12 protein-coding genes and 1 tRNA gene are annotated in these 17,461 nt (G+C 52.8%); 6 read left to right on the plus strand and 7 right to left on the minus strand.

Going from position 1 to position 17,461, the window contains the following annotated elements; genetic code table 11:
• Window positions 1-8: 8 nt before the first annotated feature.
• Window positions 9-1,460, minus strand: a complete 1,452-nt coding sequence (gene zwf, locus SH302x_RS06735) for a glucose-6-phosphate dehydrogenase (protein ID WP_479369245.1) — start codon at window positions 1,458-1,460, stop codon at window positions 9-11.
• Between the two features lie 128 nt (window positions 1,461-1,588).
• The gene (gene gnd, locus SH302x_RS06740) at window positions 1,589-3,064 is read right to left on the minus strand and encodes a decarboxylating NADP(+)-dependent phosphogluconate dehydrogenase (RefSeq protein ID WP_479367965.1); all 1,476 of its coding nucleotides are present in this window, start codon (window positions 3,062-3,064) and stop codon (window positions 1,589-1,591) included.
• A 250-nt stretch (window positions 3,065-3,314) separates the two neighbouring features.
• On the opposite strand from gnd, the gene SH302x_RS06745 reads away from it, so the two are divergent.
• A tRNA-Cys gene (locus tag SH302x_RS06745) sits at window positions 3,315-3,386 on the plus strand.
• A gap of 118 nt (window positions 3,387-3,504) precedes the next feature.
• Here SH302x_RS06745 and SH302x_RS06750 read toward each other — a convergent pair.
• Together SH302x_RS06750 and SH302x_RS06755 are read right to left on the minus strand one after the other, a co-directional pair.
• Entirely contained in the window at window positions 3,505-5,775 is a 2,271-nt protein-coding gene (locus SH302x_RS06750) for an ABC transporter permease subunit/CPBP intramembrane protease (protein ID WP_479367966.1), read from the minus strand.
• Window positions 5,772-6,521 carry an ABC transporter ATP-binding protein gene (locus SH302x_RS06755; RefSeq protein ID WP_479367967.1) on the minus strand — a complete coding sequence of 250 codons (750 nt, stop codon included), beginning with the start codon at window positions 6,519-6,521 and terminating at the stop codon, window positions 5,772-5,774. The genes SH302x_RS06750 and SH302x_RS06755 overlap by 4 nt, the downstream gene beginning before the upstream one ends.
• 159 nt (window positions 6,522-6,680) lie before the next feature.
• Here SH302x_RS06755 and SH302x_RS06760 point away from each other — a divergent pair, with 159 nt between their 5' ends.
• Window positions 6,681-7,796, plus strand: coding sequence for a glycosyltransferase (locus tag SH302x_RS06760; protein ID WP_479367968.1), 1,116 nt, complete (start codon window positions 6,681-6,683; stop codon window positions 7,794-7,796).
• Here SH302x_RS06760 and SH302x_RS06765 read toward each other — a convergent pair.
• Window positions 7,768-8,529 (minus strand): lysophospholipid acyltransferase family protein, encoded by a 762-nt coding sequence (locus SH302x_RS06765; RefSeq protein ID WP_479367969.1) that lies wholly within the window; start codon window positions 8,527-8,529, stop codon window positions 7,768-7,770. The two genes, SH302x_RS06760 and SH302x_RS06765, sit on opposite strands and share 29 nt — an antisense overlap.
• A gap of 73 nt (window positions 8,530-8,602) precedes the next feature.
• Window positions 8,603-9,184 carry a 5-formyltetrahydrofolate cyclo-ligase gene (locus SH302x_RS06770; RefSeq protein ID WP_479367970.1) on the minus strand — a complete coding sequence of 194 codons (582 nt, stop codon included), beginning with the start codon at window positions 9,182-9,184 and terminating at the stop codon, window positions 8,603-8,605.
• A 268-nt stretch (window positions 9,185-9,452) separates the two neighbouring features.
• Between SH302x_RS06770 and carB the strand changes: the two genes are divergently transcribed.
• From carB to SH302x_RS06785, 3 genes are all read left to right on the plus strand, one after another.
• Window positions 9,453-12,704 (plus strand): carbamoyl-phosphate synthase large subunit, encoded by a 3,252-nt coding sequence (gene carB, locus SH302x_RS06775; RefSeq protein WP_479367971.1) that lies wholly within the window; start codon window positions 9,453-9,455, stop codon window positions 12,702-12,704.
• A 10-nt stretch (window positions 12,705-12,714) separates the two neighbouring features.
• On the plus strand, window positions 12,715-13,788 hold the full coding sequence (mtnA, locus tag SH302x_RS06780) for an S-methyl-5-thioribose-1-phosphate isomerase (RefSeq protein ID WP_479367972.1): 1,074 nt from the start codon (window positions 12,715-12,717) through the stop codon (window positions 13,786-13,788).
• Between the two features lie 138 nt (window positions 13,789-13,926).
• Window positions 13,927-14,583, plus strand: coding sequence for a lysophospholipid acyltransferase family protein (locus SH302x_RS06785; RefSeq protein WP_479367973.1), 657 nt, complete (start codon window positions 13,927-13,929; stop codon window positions 14,581-14,583).
• Window positions 14,584-14,708: 125 nt separating this feature from the next.
• On the opposite strand, the gene SH302x_RS06790 is transcribed toward SH302x_RS06785, so the two are convergent.
• Window positions 14,709-15,809 (minus strand): hypothetical protein, encoded by a 1,101-nt coding sequence (locus SH302x_RS06790; protein WP_479367974.1) that lies wholly within the window; start codon window positions 15,807-15,809, stop codon window positions 14,709-14,711.
• A gap of 558 nt (window positions 15,810-16,367) precedes the next feature.
• On the opposite strand from SH302x_RS06790, the gene SH302x_RS06795 reads away from it, so the two are divergent.
• On the plus strand, window positions 16,368-17,450 hold the full coding sequence (locus tag SH302x_RS06795) for a phosphatidate cytidylyltransferase (protein WP_479367975.1): 1,083 nt from the start codon (window positions 16,368-16,370) through the stop codon (window positions 17,448-17,450).
• Window positions 17,451-17,461: the final 11 nt, after the last annotated feature.

Here is a 17,461-nt window from a genome sequence, read left to right on the forward strand (position 1 = left end):
GCTACTAATCAACCCAACACGGGGCAGACGTCGAACCATTCCCGGCCTTGGGCTTGCATCCACTCGGCACATTGGTTCGGCCCCCAGAACTGTGGTTCATACTGCCATAAGGTAGGTGCCGCCGGACTTCGCCAAGCGCCAATGATTGGGTCGATAATTTGCCAAGCTTGATCGACTTCATCGCTGCGAGCAAACAAACTAGCGTCGCCAAGGATCGCATCTTGCAGCAGTCGCTGGTACGCGTCAGGCAGTTCCTTGTTGCGCGTATCAAAGCGGAAATCTAGATCGCTCAGCCGCATCCGCATTTCTTCATCAGGTACTTTGCTTTGAAAATGCAATTGCAAACCTTCGGCCGGCTGAATTTGAATGACCAACCGATTTGCTTCTGGATTGAATGACTTGCGATCGGCGAACATCACATGCGGCGGCTCTTTAAATTGGATGACAATCTGCGTCGTCCGGCAGCTCATCGCCTTCCCGCAGCGGATGTAAAACGGCACACCTTTCCAGCGCCAGTTGTCGACCTGCAGTTTCAAAGCGGCAAATGTTTCGGTTTGACTGTCATCCGGCACTCCTTCTTCTTCTGTGTACCCGATGTATTGTCCTCGCACGCCGCACTCGGCAAAATCACTGCCTTTAAAGCGGCGGACCGAACGCAGGACTTTCACTTTTTCGTCACGCACCATATCGGCATCAAAGCGAACTGGGGCTTCCATGGCGGTGATCATCAACAGTTGCAGCAGATGGTTCTGGAACATGTCTCGCAAGATACCTGCCTTGTCATAGTAGCCTCCGCGGCGACCGACTTTGACTTCTTCGGCGCAAGTGATCTGGACGTGGTCAATGTAGTTGCGATTCCACAAGGGTTCGAAAATTGAATTGCCGAACCGTAGCACTAAAATGTTTTGAACGGTCTCTTTACCTAGATAGTGGTCGATGCGATAGACTTGCTTTTCTTGGAAAACGCGGTGCACTGCATCGTTGAGGTGTCTGGCGGAAGCTAAGTCGGTCCCAAACGGTTTCTCAATCACAATCCGCCGCTTACCATGTTCTTCGGAAGCTAGGCCGCTGCTGCCCAGTTGAGCGATCGCGGGCTCGTAAAGCTGCGGCATTGTCGATAAATAGTAAACGCGATCGGTGCGTTTGTTCTCTTCGATTTTGTTGAGGAAATCGGCGAGTTCGTCGAAGTCTTCTTTGACCGAAATGTCGCCGGGGTGGTAGAAGATATTCTCAGCGAACGCGGCCCACGATTCGGGATCGTAGTCACGTTTGGCAAAAGTCGCTGTGGATTCTTGCAGTTGCGTACGCCACTCTTCGCTCGAAAAATGGCTTCGGGAAACTCCGACAATGCGTGTCGGCAAAGGCAATCGCTTGCGCTGAAACAAACGATACAACGCCGGAATCAACTTTCGGCTGGTTAAATCGCCGCTGGCACCAAAGATAACAATCGTGTGTGAGATAGCATCCATAATTCACATTTCCAACGGCGATGAGGCGATAGTTCTGAAAGGGCGGTCAACCCCGTGCAATCGCATTGGGGTTGACTGGTTAGGTGGCATGCAACAAGTTGCATTGGGGCTAGGTATGGTTAGGTAGGTTGCTTGCGCAGGTCTAACCATTCGCTGTGGAAAGTGCCAGGCATATCCAAGCGTTGGTACGTATGGGCTCCAAAGTAATCGCGTTGGGCTTGCAGCAAGTTCGCTGGCAGTCGCTCAAGGCGGAAACTGTCGTAGTAAGCCAGCGCGGTCGTGAAAGCGGGAGCAGGAATGCCCAAGTGCGATGCTGCCATGACCACTGAACGCCACGCAGATTGAGCATTCTCAATCGCTTGTTGGAAGTACGGGTAGAGCAGCAAGTTTTCGAGGTTAGGTTCCTTGTCAAACGCTTCTTTGATGCGATCCAGAAATTGGGCTCGGATGATGCAACCGCCTCGCCATAGCAGAGCGCAGTCACCGTAGTTCAATCCCCAGTCAAACTCCTTGCTCGCTTCTTGCAACTGCACAAAACCTTGAGCGTACGAGCAAATCTTGGATGCGTACAATGCTTGACGGACTGCTTCGACAAAGCCTTTCTTGTCGGCGACCATCGACTTAACGGCCGCATCAAAGGCCGGAAGCTTGCTGGTGGTTGGGCCATTAAGAACTTTGGAAGCTCGTGTACGGCCTTCCTTGATGGCAGAAATAGTGCGAGCGAAAACGGCCGCCGTTACCAGCGTGCTGGGCACACCGAGATCGAGAGCCAATTGGCTCATCCATTTTCCCGTCCCTTTAGCGCCAGCGACGTCGACAATCTTGTCGACCAAATGTCCGCCTTTGCCTTGATCATCTTTCGCACTGAAAATGTCGCGGGTGATTTCGATCAGATAGCTTTGCAGTTCGCCTCGGTTCCATTCCGCGAAAACATCGTAAAGCTCATCATTGTTGAGCCCGCCGACGTCTTTGAGCAGATGGTACGCTTCGCAGATCAACTGCATATCGCCGTACTCAATCCCGTTATGAACCATTTTGACATAGTGCCCAGCGCCGCGGGGACCGACCCACTCGCAGCATGGGATATCATTGTTGGGGCCAACTTTAGCTGCGATGGCTTGGAAGATCGGCTTGATGGTGGGCCAAGCCGCTTTGGAACCGCCGGGCATCATGCTGGGGCCTTTGAGTGCCCCTTCTTCGCCACCGGAGACGCCACTGCCCACGAAGAGCAAGCCTTTTTCTTCGATGTACTTTGTTCGTCGTTCGGTATCGGCGAAATGTGTGTTTCCACCGTCGACAATGATGTCACCGGGCTCTAAATGCGGCAGCAATTGTTCGATAAGATCGTCCACCGCTGGGCCTGCCTTCACCAGCATCATGACCAAACGCGGACGCTTGAGCGATTTGACGAAATCGACGATTGAATGAGCACCGAAAAAGTTCTTTCCTTTGGCTCGGCCGTCCATCAACGCGTCCACTTTGTCGGTGGTGCGATTAAAAACCGCGACGCGAAAACCGCGACTTTCGACGTTTAGGGCTAAGTTTTCGCCCATGACCGCCAGACCAATCAAACCAAAATCACACTGCTCGCTCATTATTTTGAATCTTCGATACGTTCGGGAAGCGGGAAAATGAGGAATCGCTCTATTCCTATTGGCTTTTCTCGGTACTAGCGGCCCAACGGAAATGAAATCATCCTGCAATCAAACACAGCCAGGATTCTAATCCTCCAGCCAAATCTAGCAATCCACTTAGAGCTGTCGGATGAGTAGAGCTTGACGCGAGCGCTCAGAGTCACTAAAAAACATGCTTCAGAACGGGTGCTTCGGCATCCTTGCTGGGGATGGCGCCGTAGCCAAGTGGCTAAGGCAGTGGATTGCAAATCCGCCACCGTGGGTTCGACTCCCACCGGCGCCTCTTTCTTTCCCCGCTAAACCCCAACCTACTCGGTGGTTCGTATGCCGCAGCACGGTAGTAGGCACACTCCGTGTGCCATAACAAAGGCCCCCTGCTGACGACACACGGAGTATGCCTGCTACTTTGGGCGCGATCGCCATGCCAATATGCTCATCGCCAATACGACGGCCACGATACCACCGACTAACCACGCGATCGGCAAGCGACCGTTTTCGCGATCAAAGCCGTATGCTTTCAGCGTTTGGTCCACATAAGGCAACGAAAACAACAGTCCGTTATGCCCAGCATGCAAGATGATGCCCGGCAACAAACTGCCAGAGTGGACCGCCAAGTAGCCGAGGAAAACGCCGAGCATCGCGGTGGGCAGGAACCTTTCGATAGAAAGCAGGCTGCCATAAACAACATGGAACAGTCCAAACAACACTGCTGAAAACAGAACAGCTCGATGAGCGGTTAGGCTGCTGCGTAAACTGGACAGCACCAATCCTCGAAAGAAAAACTCTTCAGCAATCGCTGGTGCAATGGCCATCGTAAGGATCACTAACCACCAAGGCAACGTAAGGAATTGCTCACGGAGGTCTTTGGTCTTTTCCAAGACTTCATCGCTGAGTGTCTTGATGCCCAGCAGATCGGACCACCGCAAAATTTCGACGGCAAACATCCACAATGCACAAGCCAATACGCCAGCAACCAACATCGCAGTGATGGGGATAGGTCCCAGTTTCAGCAGGAAAGTCGATCGCAGATTGACGCGGATCATTCGAGCGTAGAGCCAGGGCAGGACTAAAAACAGGCTCAGCAGCACAACCGCATTCAGAATCGCGTTGGACTGCAGAGAAGTGTTGCCTCGCGTTGAAATCCAACTGGTAATAACAAAGTACAATGGAAAAAACAGGCTTAAGTAGGTGGCCAGTTGCCCCACCGTGGCCGTGTCGGTCGGTTGTTCGGGACGCTTGAGTAAATCGCTCCAACGGAAATCGTCCCCCGCTGTGGCTACCTGGTCGCCAAAGCCTTTCGAAGCCAAGACAAGTGCGGCGAGCGTATAAAACAGCGTCGTCAGCAGTACGATGGCCACAATGGCCAGTGGGGTTTCGACGCGGCCTAGGGTATCGCGGGCCAGCAGGATGAGGTTCACCTGGGGCAGTACCGCCAAGCCGGCTGAGAGTTTGACTGTTGGCATCAAGCTGATAATGCCAGGTCCTAGGGACAGTAGCATCACCGGAATGAGATACGCTTGTGCCTCTTTGAAACTGCGCGCGAAGCTACACAAGGCCACCAGGATGCTGCTAAAGAAAATCGCAAAAACAATCAGCAGCGGCAAGGTACGAAACAGCACGCCCCAGTCCATGCTGGCTTGGCCCATCATTGCATCACCAACCCCGGTGACTTTGAGCGTAACGGCCATCGCTACCAAATTGATGAGCGCCGTCAGTACCGAAACACTGACGACTGCCACATACTTGCTAGCCACCAATTGAAAGCGAGAGATAGGCGACGCTATTAATGCTTCCAAGGTTCCACGCTCGCGTTCCCCCGCCGTCAAATCGATCGCCGGGTATACACCGCCAGTGATCGTCATCAGAATCAAGATCAAGGGAATGATGCCTGCCAAGGCCGACTTGGGTGCCTTGGCCGAAGTCGATGGTTTGGCCAACATGCGAATCGGTACATCATCAGCAATCCCCAGCATGGTTCGATGGCGAAACGCGGCTGCTTCGTTGACCAACGCGAACAGCTTTCGCAATTCGATCATGGCATTTTCGCTGAATGCGTCGCCTTCGCGAAATTCGATCTCGAAGGATAAAGGCTGGTAGTCGATGTTGTTTTTGGCCTGTTGTGGGACAACGATAATCGCGATGTCGATCAGTTCGTCGTTCAAGGCCGACGCTAAGTCCCCGTCTTCTACAATTTTAATATCGAATTGCGGCGCGGGATCCTGAGCCAGCGCAAGTTTTGGCGTGGGATTCGGGGTCGCTGAGACTCTTGGTGTTGGGGCGTCGATAAGCGAAGGCTGTGCTTCCTGATCGCGAGCCGTATTGCTGGTGGCATCGTCGGGCTGGCGGGAGCTTTCGATGACAGCCGTGTTATTGCTTGAGCTCCACTGGATCTTCAGCGGTTGCGCGTAGTCGGTCGTTGAGACCATTTTGCCAACACTGATGGCGTCCAGCAGTAAACGCCCTTCGAACTCGTTGGCGACTCCAAGACGAAACGCGGTCGATTGGATATTGCCGCTGGTCAGAATCAAACGATTCATGATCAGGCTGAGCAAGGGATACAGCAGGACGGGCATAAGAAACAGCGTGATGAGTGTGCGTCGATCGCGTAGTGTTTCTTTCAGCTCTTTGGCGGCTAGTCGCGTGAATCGCGAGATCGAATTGGAGTCAATCATGTTGCCGCCACGCTTTCCTGGCGATCGATCAGATCGATAAACATGTCGACTAAGTGCTCTTGGTGGGTTTGAGTTTGCAGTTGTTGGAGTGTGCCTTCCAGTTGCAGCTTGCCACCGTACAGCAGTCCAAATCGATCGCAAAGCCGCTCGGCTTCATCTAACCGATGGGTCGAGATCAAGACCGCTTTGCCTTGCTGCCGCAACTGATCGATAAACTGGAAAATGGTGCGACTGCCGACCACGTCCAAGCCGCGGGTTGGTTCGTCCAGCAGCATCGCCGGTGGATCGTGCATCAGTCCGCGAGCTAAGACCACACGTTGGCGTTGCCCCGTGCTGAGTGAATTGCATCGTTGGTCCAAGTAAGTATACAGCCCCAATAATTCCGCGAATTTCATCACCCGCTGCTGGGCGATAGCACGGGGGACATCATAGAGATCTGCAAAATATAACAAGACCTCGCGGACGGTCAGATACGGATAGCAACCATCGTTGGTCGAGATCATGCTCAACTGTTTTCGCAACAGGTGTCGGTCGCCGTCATGACGAACGCCGCCCACACTGATATAACCTTCATCGGGCGCCAGCAAGCCCATGATCATTCGTAGGGTAGTCGTTTTTCCAGCTCCATTGGGACCTAGTAAGCCGTAAACTTCTCCGGCAGCGACTTCAAAGCTGACATGTTGGACTGCTGGAATGCGTCGCTGGCGAGCGGCGAAAGTTTTGCTGATTTGAGAAGCAATGATCATGTTGCACTGGCAGGAAGTTTTCCGAGCGAATTAACTGAAGCGACCCAAGCCGATGGGCTTGTTCAGTTTATAGTATTCTGGCGAGGGCAAAGGGGGCTGGCGTGAAAGGATACAAGCCTGTGAGGTGGCTCCGAACGCTTAATCGATCGAAAAAGTGACATGCGCATTGACTTAATCATTACCGAACTAGACATGGGGGGCGCTGAAAAGTGCTTGGTGGAGATCGCTTGCTACTTACGTCGCAAGGGGCATGAGGTTCGCGTGATTGCCTTGGGGCGGCTTCCTGCACGCGATCGCGACGAGCTATTTGAAAAGCTTCGTCAATCTGGCGTGGAACCAATCTTTCTCAACGCTCGCGGCCCATTTGATTTCTTCCGCGTACGGTCAGAACTGCGCAAACTCGTTCATAAATCATCTCCGCAAGTGGCATTGTCGTTTCTTTTTCATGCCAACTTATTGAGTAGTCTGGTTTATCCTAAATGCAACGTTCCTTTAATTGTAGGAATTCGTGTGGCAGATGGATCTCGTGTGCGGGCTTGGGTTAGCCGAGGCGTGTACAAGGTCGCAGCTCACGTGGTCTGCGTCAGTCAATCTGTGGCCGATCACGTAATCGAATTTGAAGGTGCAGAAGCTCAGAAAGTTCATGTGATTACCAACGGAATCGATGTCGTACAGCAGCAGGATGTGCCAGCGCATGAATCAGTGGGGACGTTCCTGTCGAAATGGAATGTACGCCAGCCGTTCATGCTCTTTGTTGGTCGATATGTACCACAGAAAAGAATATCGTGGGTCATGCGAGTGGCTGACGACGAGCGTATGCTACACAGTAACTGGCAAGTTGTGACCATTGGCGATGGCCCACTGGGATCAGGGCTTCAGTTGCTTGCTGAGTCGAAGCCGGAATTGATCGTCAATGTAGGTCGCCAAAGCGATGTACTCGCTTGGATGAATGCTTGCGAGCTGCTGCTCTTGCCAAGCGCTTACGAAGGCATGCCAAACGTGGTGCTTGAAGCGATGTCGTGTCGCAAGCCCGTGGCAGCAACGGCCGTACATGGCATACGGGAATTGCTCGGCGATCATTCCGCAGACCAAACAGCGGAGCCCGACGATCGTGACGGATGGCTTGATCTGGTTTTTGAGCTGATGGGTAGCGAGTCTAAACGACAATTGCTGGGGCAATGGAACTGGCAGCGTTGTCAATCGGAGTTTGATTTGCGAGACAAGCTTGCGGCGTACGAGCAATTGCTTATTTCGGTTGCTGGTGCCAAATCCTAGAATCGCAGCCCAGCGGACCTGGATAGAAGGCAGTTTCGTTTTGCATAGACTGTTTTGAGTTGGCCCAACATTCGGCTGCGAAAGTCAGTTCCTTCAGCGAAAATTCTAGCGACCGGCAGGCGTCGGCAAGTTGGTCGCGATTGAGGTCGTGGGGCAAGTGGATCTTGGGGCTCATGATCAATCGAGCGCGGCTGAAGGGGCGTGCGAAGGCGTGTTGGTCCCAAACGCTTGTGTAACGCCAAGGTCGTTTGAAGCCTGCACCCAGCAGCACGATGGGCCACTGCAAACGGCTGGCAAGAAAGATCGCTCCGCTAGCGACCTTGCGCCGGGGCCCGCGGGGGCCGTCGGGCGTAATCACCAGGCCACGCATCTCTTCGTCTTGCATGATCCCCAAGAGGGCTTGGACACCGCCGCGTCCGCTAGAGCCACGGTATACTTTGAATCCGTACAAATAGGCGGCTTGAGTGAGCACTTCTGCATCGCGGTGTTTACTGGCCAGTAACGCCAGACGCGTGTTGCGGCGAACGAAAAATGGCAACGTCAGATATTCGTGCCAGATAAGATAGATGACTGGTTCGTTGTATTCGATGCGACCAACGTCGCACGCGGGGTCATAGTATGCGACGCGATAGTTCAGAGTCATCATCCAGCGAGACATGATCGAGCAAAACAAATAGCCACCCAACCGAGCGACCTTTTTCGACTCCAAGAGACTCTTGCCAAGATTTCGCATAAGCTTTGCTGAACTAGTTCGCCGAAATGGTAAACGCTGGTCTGCTTCCAATCGTCGACTGCTGTCGCCGCGTTTACTTTCGTCCCTTGCCAGGGTAGACGGCTGTTTCGGTGACCACGGCGTCCATATAAATATCGTGAGATTCGACGGGAATTTGCTCAAACAGTTGGCATTCGAAAGCCAAAGCGATCAGCGGCGCGTCTTGCCGAGCGTGCTGAAGGAGTTTGTCGTAGTATCCTTTTCCATGTCCGGTGCGGCCGCCCGATCGGTCGAAAGCGACACCGGGAACCATCACTAAATCGAGGTCTGGAGGCTGGAGTCGTTTGCTGGCCACATCGCGAAGATCTGCTCGCGGTTCCAGGATGCGATACATGCCCAGTTCCAATTCGTCCATCGATTCCAGCCAGAACAGTTCCAGTTCGCCGTCCACGCAATACGGAACGACGATACGTTTTCCGCTTTGCAGCGCCGCTGGCAATGCGTGGCGTGTGCGGACTTCATCGCGAACATCGACATAAAACATGACGGTGGAAGCTGCTGCGTACTCCGGCAGCATCATGAAGCGGTCGGTGATTTGCTGAGAAACCTCGTCTTTATTAGGTTGATTCTTGCGGTTTTCGTGGGCGGCCTTCCGAATGTCGGCTTTGGTTAGCATGGTGTGTGGTCGGTAAATGTTGACGAATCTTGGATTGCCCTCAGCAGTAAAAGCTTGTGCTCATGCAGGATAGTGAATGCGGGGCGAGTTGGGTAGGACGTTTATCCGTGCAAAGACCCCTAAACATATTTGCTAGTCCGTGTTAGGCTTTGAGGAATTTTGCACAGGGCTCGTCCGGCGTTCCAATGGGAACATCATTTCCAATTCATCGTGCGATTGGTGGGGCGGGTTGGTTATTGAATCCTTATTGCGACTTTAGAGGCTGGAAGTGCCCCGTCGAACAGACATCAAGAAAATTCTCCTGATTGGATCAGGCCCTATCGTTATTGGTCAAGCTTGCGAGTTTGACTACTCGGGAACCCAGGCTTGTAAGGCGTTGCGCGAGGAGGGCTACGAAGTCGTGCTGGTCAACAGCAATCCTGCAACCATCATGACCGATCCAGGAACCGCGGAACGGACCTATATCGAGCCGTTGACATGGCAGTTTGTCACAAAGGTGATCGAGCGAGAGCGGCCCGACGCTTTGCTGCCGACTTTAGGTGGCCAGACAGCGTTGAACATTGCCATGGATCTCGACAAGCACGGGATCTTGAAGAAATACAACGTCGAAATGATCGGCGCGCGGCCTGATGTAATCCAAAAGGCAGAAGGCCGCGACGAATTCAAAGAGGCGATGCACAAGATCGGATTGGAGGTTTGTCGTGGCGAAGTAGTCCACAATCTCACAGAAGCACGGCGAGTGCTGGCCGATATTGGATTGCCTTGCGTGATTCGTCCTTCTTTCACGATGGGCGGCAGCGGCAATGCCATTGCCTACAACCGTGATGATTTTGAGACATTGGTGCAGAACGGACTTTCGCTGTCGCCAACGACCGAGGTGTTGATCGAAGAATCGATCATTGGCTGGAAAGAGTATGAGATGGAAGTCATGCGCGATGCCGACGACAACGTGGTTATCGTGTGTTCGATTGAAAACTTCGACCCGATGGGCGTTCATACCGGCGATTCCATCACAGTCGCACCTGCCCAAACGCTTTCCGACAAAGAATACCAACGCATGCGCGATGCCTCATTGCGCGTGATCCGCGAGATTGGCGTAGAGACCGGTGGTTCCAACATTCAGTTCGCGATCGATCCTGCCAATGGGCGGATGATTGTTATCGAGATGAATCCTCGGGTTTCGCGCAGTAGTGCTCTCGCCAGTAAAGCGACCGGTTTTCCGATCGCGAAGATCGCAGCCAAACTGGCGGTTGGCTATCGGTTGCATGAGTTGCCCAATGACATTACGCAAAAGACACAAGCGTGTTTTGAACCGACGATCGATTACGTGGTCACCAAGATTCCGCGATTCGCATTTGAGAAGTTTCCTGAAGCTGATCCGACGCTGACGACGCAGATGAAGAGCGTTGGCGAAACGATGGCCATTGGGCGGACCTTCAAAGAGTCCTTTCAAAAAGCGTTGCGTGGTTTGGAGGTAGGTGCGTTTGGCTTTGGCTGCGACAACAAAGACCGTTGGGGACGGGAAGATCAACCCGATGAAGATGAAATCCGCAGCAAGCTGATTCGACCCAATGCAGACCGCGTGTGGTTTTTACGGTATGCGATGAAGGCTGGTATTTCCCTGGCCGAAATTCATCAATTAACCAATATTGATCCTTGGTTTTTGGACCAGCTTTCGCAAATCGTCGAGATGGAAACCGAGATCCGTGGCGTTCAATCTTTGTCGGCGCTGACGCCAGCGATGATGCTTTCTGCCAAGCAGATGGGTTTTTCCGATCGACAAATGGCTGTCATGCTTGGCAGTTACGACAATGAGATTCGCGCTTGGAGAATCAGGCATGGAATCAAAGCGGTCTTTAAGTCGGTCGATACCTGTGCCGCGGAATTTGAAGCGTACACACCCTACTACTACAGCACTTATGAGTCGGAAGATGAAGTGCCCGACAAAGTGCCCGGTAAGAAACGGGTTATGATTTTAGGAGGTGGCCCCAATCGAATTGGTCAAGGGATTGAGTTCGATTACTGTTGTTGCCATGCATCGTACGCATTGCGCGAGCTGGGCATCGAATCGATCATGGTGAACAGTAATCCTGAGACCGTTTCCACGGATTATGACACGAGCGACTTGTTGTTTTTTGAACCGTTGACTGCCGAAGATGTGCTGAACATTTACGAGCGGACTCAACCCGATGGCGTGATCGTTCAGTTTGGTGGTCAGACGCCATTGAATCTAGCTCGAGCGCTTTCCACGGCCGGGGTACCGATCATTGGAACCAGTGTCGACACCATCGAAGCTGCTGAAGACCGAGAGAAGTTCCAGAAGTTCTTGGTTGAATTAGGACTAAAGCAACCGGCCAATGCGATTGCCAGGAACATGGAGCAGGCTCGGCTTTCGATTCAGCGAATTGGTTTTCCCGTGTTGGTGCGTCCCAGTTACGTGCTGGGCGGACGAGCGATGGAGATCTGTTACGACATGAGTCAATTTGACCGCTATGTCACTGAGGCTTTTGTGGTCGCGGAAGGTCAGCCGGTTTTGATCGATCGCTTTTTGGAAGATGCCACCGAAGTGGATGTCGATGCGATCGGAGATGGTACCGATGTCGTGATCATGGGTATCATGGAGCACATTGAAGAGGCGGGCGTTCACTCCGGTGATTCTGCTTGTACGATTCCCCCCCATCATCTGCCGCAAAGCGTCCTGCAAGAGATCCGCGAAGCGACCATATCCATGGCCAAGCGATTGAACGTCATCGGGCTGATGAATGTGCAGTTCGCAGTGAAGGACGAAGATGGAAAGCAGGTGGTCTACATTCTGGAAGTCAACCCTCGGGCGAGCCGAACGGTGCCGTTTGTTGCAAAGGCCACAGGGGTACCGGTCGCAAACATCGCAGCCAAAGTGATGGCTGGCAAGAAGCTAAAAGAGTTGGGAATTACATCCGAACCGATTCCAAAGCACGTTTCGGTCAAGGAAAGCGTGTTTCCTTTTCGAAAGTTTGCCGGCGTCGATATCGTGTTAGGGCCTGAGATGCGTTCGACTGGCGAAGTCATGGGGACCAGCGAACAGTTCTCGATTGCGTTTGCCAAAAGTCAGATCGCGGCCGGCGTCGTTTTGCCAGAGAGCGGAAATGTCTTCCTGAGTGTTTCGGCTCGGCATCGCGCGAATATGCCGAACCTAGCCAAAAGTTTGCATGAGATGGGTTACAAACTGCTGGCCACTTCAGGGACCGCGGCTCATATCGAGCAATCGGGAATCCCGGTTACGAGAGTTCGTAAGTTGGCCGAAGGAAATCCCAATTTGATTGACTACCTCAAAAACCAGGACGTATCGTTGATCATCAATACGCCCAATGGCAAAGGTGCTAGGACCGATGAGGGGCGTATACGCGCCGCAGCGGTGCAGTTTGGTGTGCCATGTATTACAACGATCCCTGCTGCGGAAGCGGCCATCGGGGCGATGCGAGATGTTCGCGTCAATGAGATGACCGTGTTGTCGTTACAAGAACGATTCGGGCTGACTTGAACCGAGAGCTATGCGCACACCAACCTATCGATCAGTGGAGTTTTTCTGTGATGCGGCGGGCCCTTGCTTGCGCCTGCTGGATCAAACAGTCCTGCCGGACAAGACCCAATACATCGATTGTCGAACGGTCGGGACCGTCTGGGAAGCGATCAAGCAGCTTCGAGTGCGAGGAGCTCCAGCGATTGGTATAGCAGCCGCATACGGCGTCCTGCTGTCCGATGGTTTCACGCAGCGAGTTGAGGGTCAGGCATCCCCGAATGCGAGGCAAGTGGATCGTCAAGCGATTGAACGCGATATCGACTATCTGGCAGGTTCGCGTCCGACAGCGGTCAATTTGTTTTGGGCGCTGGAGCGGATGCGAAACTCGATCCGACTGCAACATGACGATGGCAGCTTGTTTGACACAGTGTTGCAGGAAGCTCATACGATCTTGCAACAAGATATCGCAATGTGCCATGCGATTGGAACCCATGGAGCATCTTTATTGAAAGATGGCAGCGGAGTATTGACGCACTGCAACACCGGCGGTTTGGCTACATCCGAATACGGCACGGCCCTGTCGGCTATATTCACGGCGGTGGATCAAGGCAAGTCGCTGCAAGTTTATGCAGACGAGACGCGACCGCTGTTGCAAGGCGCAAGATTGACTATGTGGGAGTTGGTGCAGCACGAAGTGCCAGCGACTTTGATTTGTGACAGCATGGCAGCGCAAGTGATGCGAGAAGGCAAGATCCAAGCGGTCATTGTAGGCGCAGATCGCATTACATCACGTGGTGACGCGGCCAACAAGATTGGTACCTATGGCGTCGCGATTTTGGCAAAGTACCACGGCATTCCATTTTATGTCGCGGCACCGTCCAGTACGTTTGATATGTCGTTGGAGTATGGCGAATCGATCCCAATTGAGCAGCGTAGCGCGGAAGAAATCACGCACGGGCTTGGCAAGCGAACGGCACCGGAAGGTGTGGCGGTTTACAACCCCGCCTTTGACGTAACTCCGGCGGAGTTGATCACAGCGATTGTGACGGAAAAGGGGATTATTTCGCCGGTTACCAAGGGAAATGTGGCTGCCAATCTGCGATAGCCAAGCGGAAAGGTGGAGTGTTCATTTCGTTCCAAGCGAAATTAGAACTACGCAGTTCTGGTTTGGATGTCTACAATACGAGACTCTTGGAAGAGTGTTTTGTGAGTAGAAATCTTGAGCACCTTTGTGACGCCCACTGTGAAAACCTCGACGCGCCGCCCTGCCCCGGGCCAAGCGACTTCGTTTTTGAGCCGGGCTACGGGGAACTCGATCGCTTGGATTGCTCGGTTGGTCAGCGGTTATTCTGTGCGCTGGATCGACTGTCAACCGGAAGCAGTCCAGCGCGTCTATTTTGCGAACCATACCAGTCACTTGGATGCGGTGGTTTTGTGGTCCGCGCTGCCAGTCAATTTGCGTCGATTGACGCGACCAGTGGCGGCTGCCGATTACTGGGGCACAACGCGCTGGCGTCGATTTTTAGCCAGCTCGTTCAACGCATTGCTCATTGATCGCAAGAAGATCAAAGTGCATCACAGTCCAGTCGAGATGATGATCGAAAGTATTGGCGATGTGTATTCGCTGATTGTCTTTCCGGAAGGCGGCCGATCGTCAGAACTGGAAATGGGGGAGTTCAAAAGCGGCCTATATTATCTCGCCAAGAAGCGTCCCGATTTGGAATTGGTACCCGTTTACATGGACAACATGAGTCGAATCTTGCCGCGCGGCGAATTTTTTCCGGTACCGTTGTTGTCGTCGATTACGATCGGTCATCCGATATTCTTGGAAGCGGGCGAGAGCAAGAATGAGTTCTTGCAGCGAGCGCGTCAAACGGTCCAACGACTCAAAGATCGATAGTTTGACACGGCGAGAAAAAAAGAAGCTGTCCAACCGCGAGATTGGACAGCTTATCGTGCTTTCCCAGAGCGTTAGTAATGCAGGAATCCGTTTGTTGGAGGCTGCTGCATTGGTTTGGCTGGTGATTAGTATCGGATGATCAAATCGGCGGTCAGTCGGTTGGCTAGGATGCCTTCGCGTTCGGTGAGTGGCACTTCATAGGCCACACCGGTTTCAATGTTCGAACGTGGCTTCCACTTGACCCCGCCAGCTTGGGTAACCAAGTCATTGCCGGTAATTCCTGGCGAGCCCAGGTTGAACAAGTCACCGCCTTCAACAGGCAATGGGAAAGCCGTTCCAGAGCTTAAGTAGTTGTACCAGTTCACTTCCGTAAAGGCATACACGTTGCTTCGGCCCAAGCGTCGGTCCAAGTGATTTGACCAGTACATCATTCGGTTTTCGGCTGCGTCATCAGCAGGTTCGATCAAGCCCACGGCGCTCATCCAATGCATCCGATCGCCGATCCGTGTGGCACCGGTGGCGAAGAAATGGAACAGTCCGTCGCCGTTGCCTTGGAGCGATTTTTCTGAGCCCAGAGGAATCTCGTAAGTTCCACCGACGCTCAACAAACGCCCTGCACATGCATCGCGATATAAGTTGTACTTGAGGCCTGCAGCAACGTCCGCGATACCGCTATCCAAGATCGGGCTTTGCGTGTAGATCAAACCATCCTTGGTCGCGATAATGCTCAATCGTTCTGTTAATGCAGCACGAACTTGCAAAGCATAGACTTGAACCGAGTTACCACCCAATGCGTTGGGAAGGTTGTGGTTTAAAAAAATGAAGCGGGCTTCGGTTAGCGTTCTTGGATCTTCAAAGAACACTGGATTGGTCATTGGGCTGATGAAGTCGTTGAAGCAAACATCGCTTTTCTTGATGATTCCGAAACCAAGTAGCCCCAGGTCACCGCGGCTGCCAAATCTGCTGTCGCAGCCACCGTCGCACAGGCTGTCGCAGCCCAGATCGCTGCAGTTGTCGCAGCTTGCATCTGTGCAATTGCAGCTCTGGAAACTGATGGGAACGATGTCGTCTTGTGGCTGGTCAACGGACTTCGTTGCTGTCGCGAAGCGTAAGTTGTCTTGGATAAAGCTTCCGTGAATCCCTTCAGCGGCTCGAGTGTTTTTCAGGCCGACGGCTGCTGTGGAGCAAAGCAGCGCGGCGACACCAAGTATGTTCGTGATTTTCATGAGTAACCTCTTCCGTGATACATTAAAACATCGCAAACAACGCTACTGCACCGCTGCACTGGCTCGTTCGAGCAATCAGGATGTGCGTCGCCGCACAAAGAATCGCATTCGTCGCTACTGGCGAGTTTGCCGTCGAATCCATCGGACACTTGAGGCAAGCCTAACAATTTTTTCTGGCGAATTACCACAAAACTTGCGGCTGTCCTCACCGGAAATGGTAAAGCTTAACGGTGGAACGCAAGGCTATAGTTGGGAGGAATTTACGTTGGTGCGGACCCGTCATTTCTGGGCGGCAAAGTGTGCTTTGTGGCACTCGCAGAATGTTGCAACTACGTTATAAATGCCCACGGCGAAAACGGTGAAGCCAACGCAACCGACCGCTCGGGCTTGTAAGTGTTGATGGAGGCGGTGCTGCGAAGCATGCTTTGCTACTGTTTCCGGCTTACGAGAAGTGGACTCGCTTGACCTTGCGTTTCAAGTGGTAACGATTTATTGGATTGGAGCGGCGTTAAGCATGGGAGTGAAAACGTTGGTGATAGTAATAGTCTGGAACACTGCATGAATTTTGTTTTGTTGGGTCAATCGGTGGTGGTTGATGCGGGCAGCCAAGCGGAGGCGGCCGCAGCAAATGTGGAGGCGGCGAAGTGGCTGAATTTCCAGACGCTAATGCTGTTTGCCATGGTTGTCATAGCGTTGGCGATTGCCACGATCATCGGACGTTATCTTGGTCGGCAAAGCACGCCGACGATCAATCGAGCGTTGGTCGAGCGATTTGTGATGAGGCTGCGCGTGTGGTGGCTGATGGTCGCGATGTTGATCTTCGGCTTGCTGCTGCACCGTGTAGGAACGATCGTACTGTTCGGATTGATCTCTTTCTGGGCCTTCCGCGAATTCATCACGATGACACCCACCCGTCGCGGAGACCATCGCGCGTTATTCTGGAGTCTAATTCTTTTCACACCACTGCAGTACATTCTGATTGGCATCGGCAAGACGGATCTCCAGATGCCAAATGGAGAACGCTTAGACTTGTATGACATCTACAGCATCATGATACCGGTGTATGCATCGTTGTTTATTCCAGCACGTATTGCAATCGCTGGAGATCACAAGAAGTTCTTAGAACGGTCGGCGCAGATTACTTTAGGGTTGTTGATATGCGTCTATTCGTTATCGCATGCTCCAGCGTTGTTGCATTTAGAGTTATCTACCAGCGACGGCCGCCCGTGGCGTGGCAGCCAAGCTGGATTGTTGTTCTTCTTTGTGTTGATCTCGCAATTGTCGGAGGTTTTTCAATGGAGTTGGAGTCAGCTTTCGGCCAAGCATGTAGTGGCAGCAGAAATTAGCAGTTCGCGGACGTGGGAGGGATGTATCGCGGGTTCGTTGACGGCGGGAGTCTGTGGCGGATTGCTGTACTGGGTCACACCATTTCAGATATGGGAAGCGGCGATGTTGAGCATCATCATTGCCTTTATGGGATTCTTGGGCGGCATGACCATGTCGGCAATCAAGCGCAATCGGGGGGTGCAAGATTACGGTACGCTGGTGATGGGGCATGCTGGTGTGCTTGACCGCATCGATTCGCTTTGCTTCGCAGCTCCAATTTTCTACCATTTAACGCGTTTCTTTTTTTCAACTTAGAGCGATTTTTT

This window comes from Njordella calcicola (assembly GCF_056494125.1).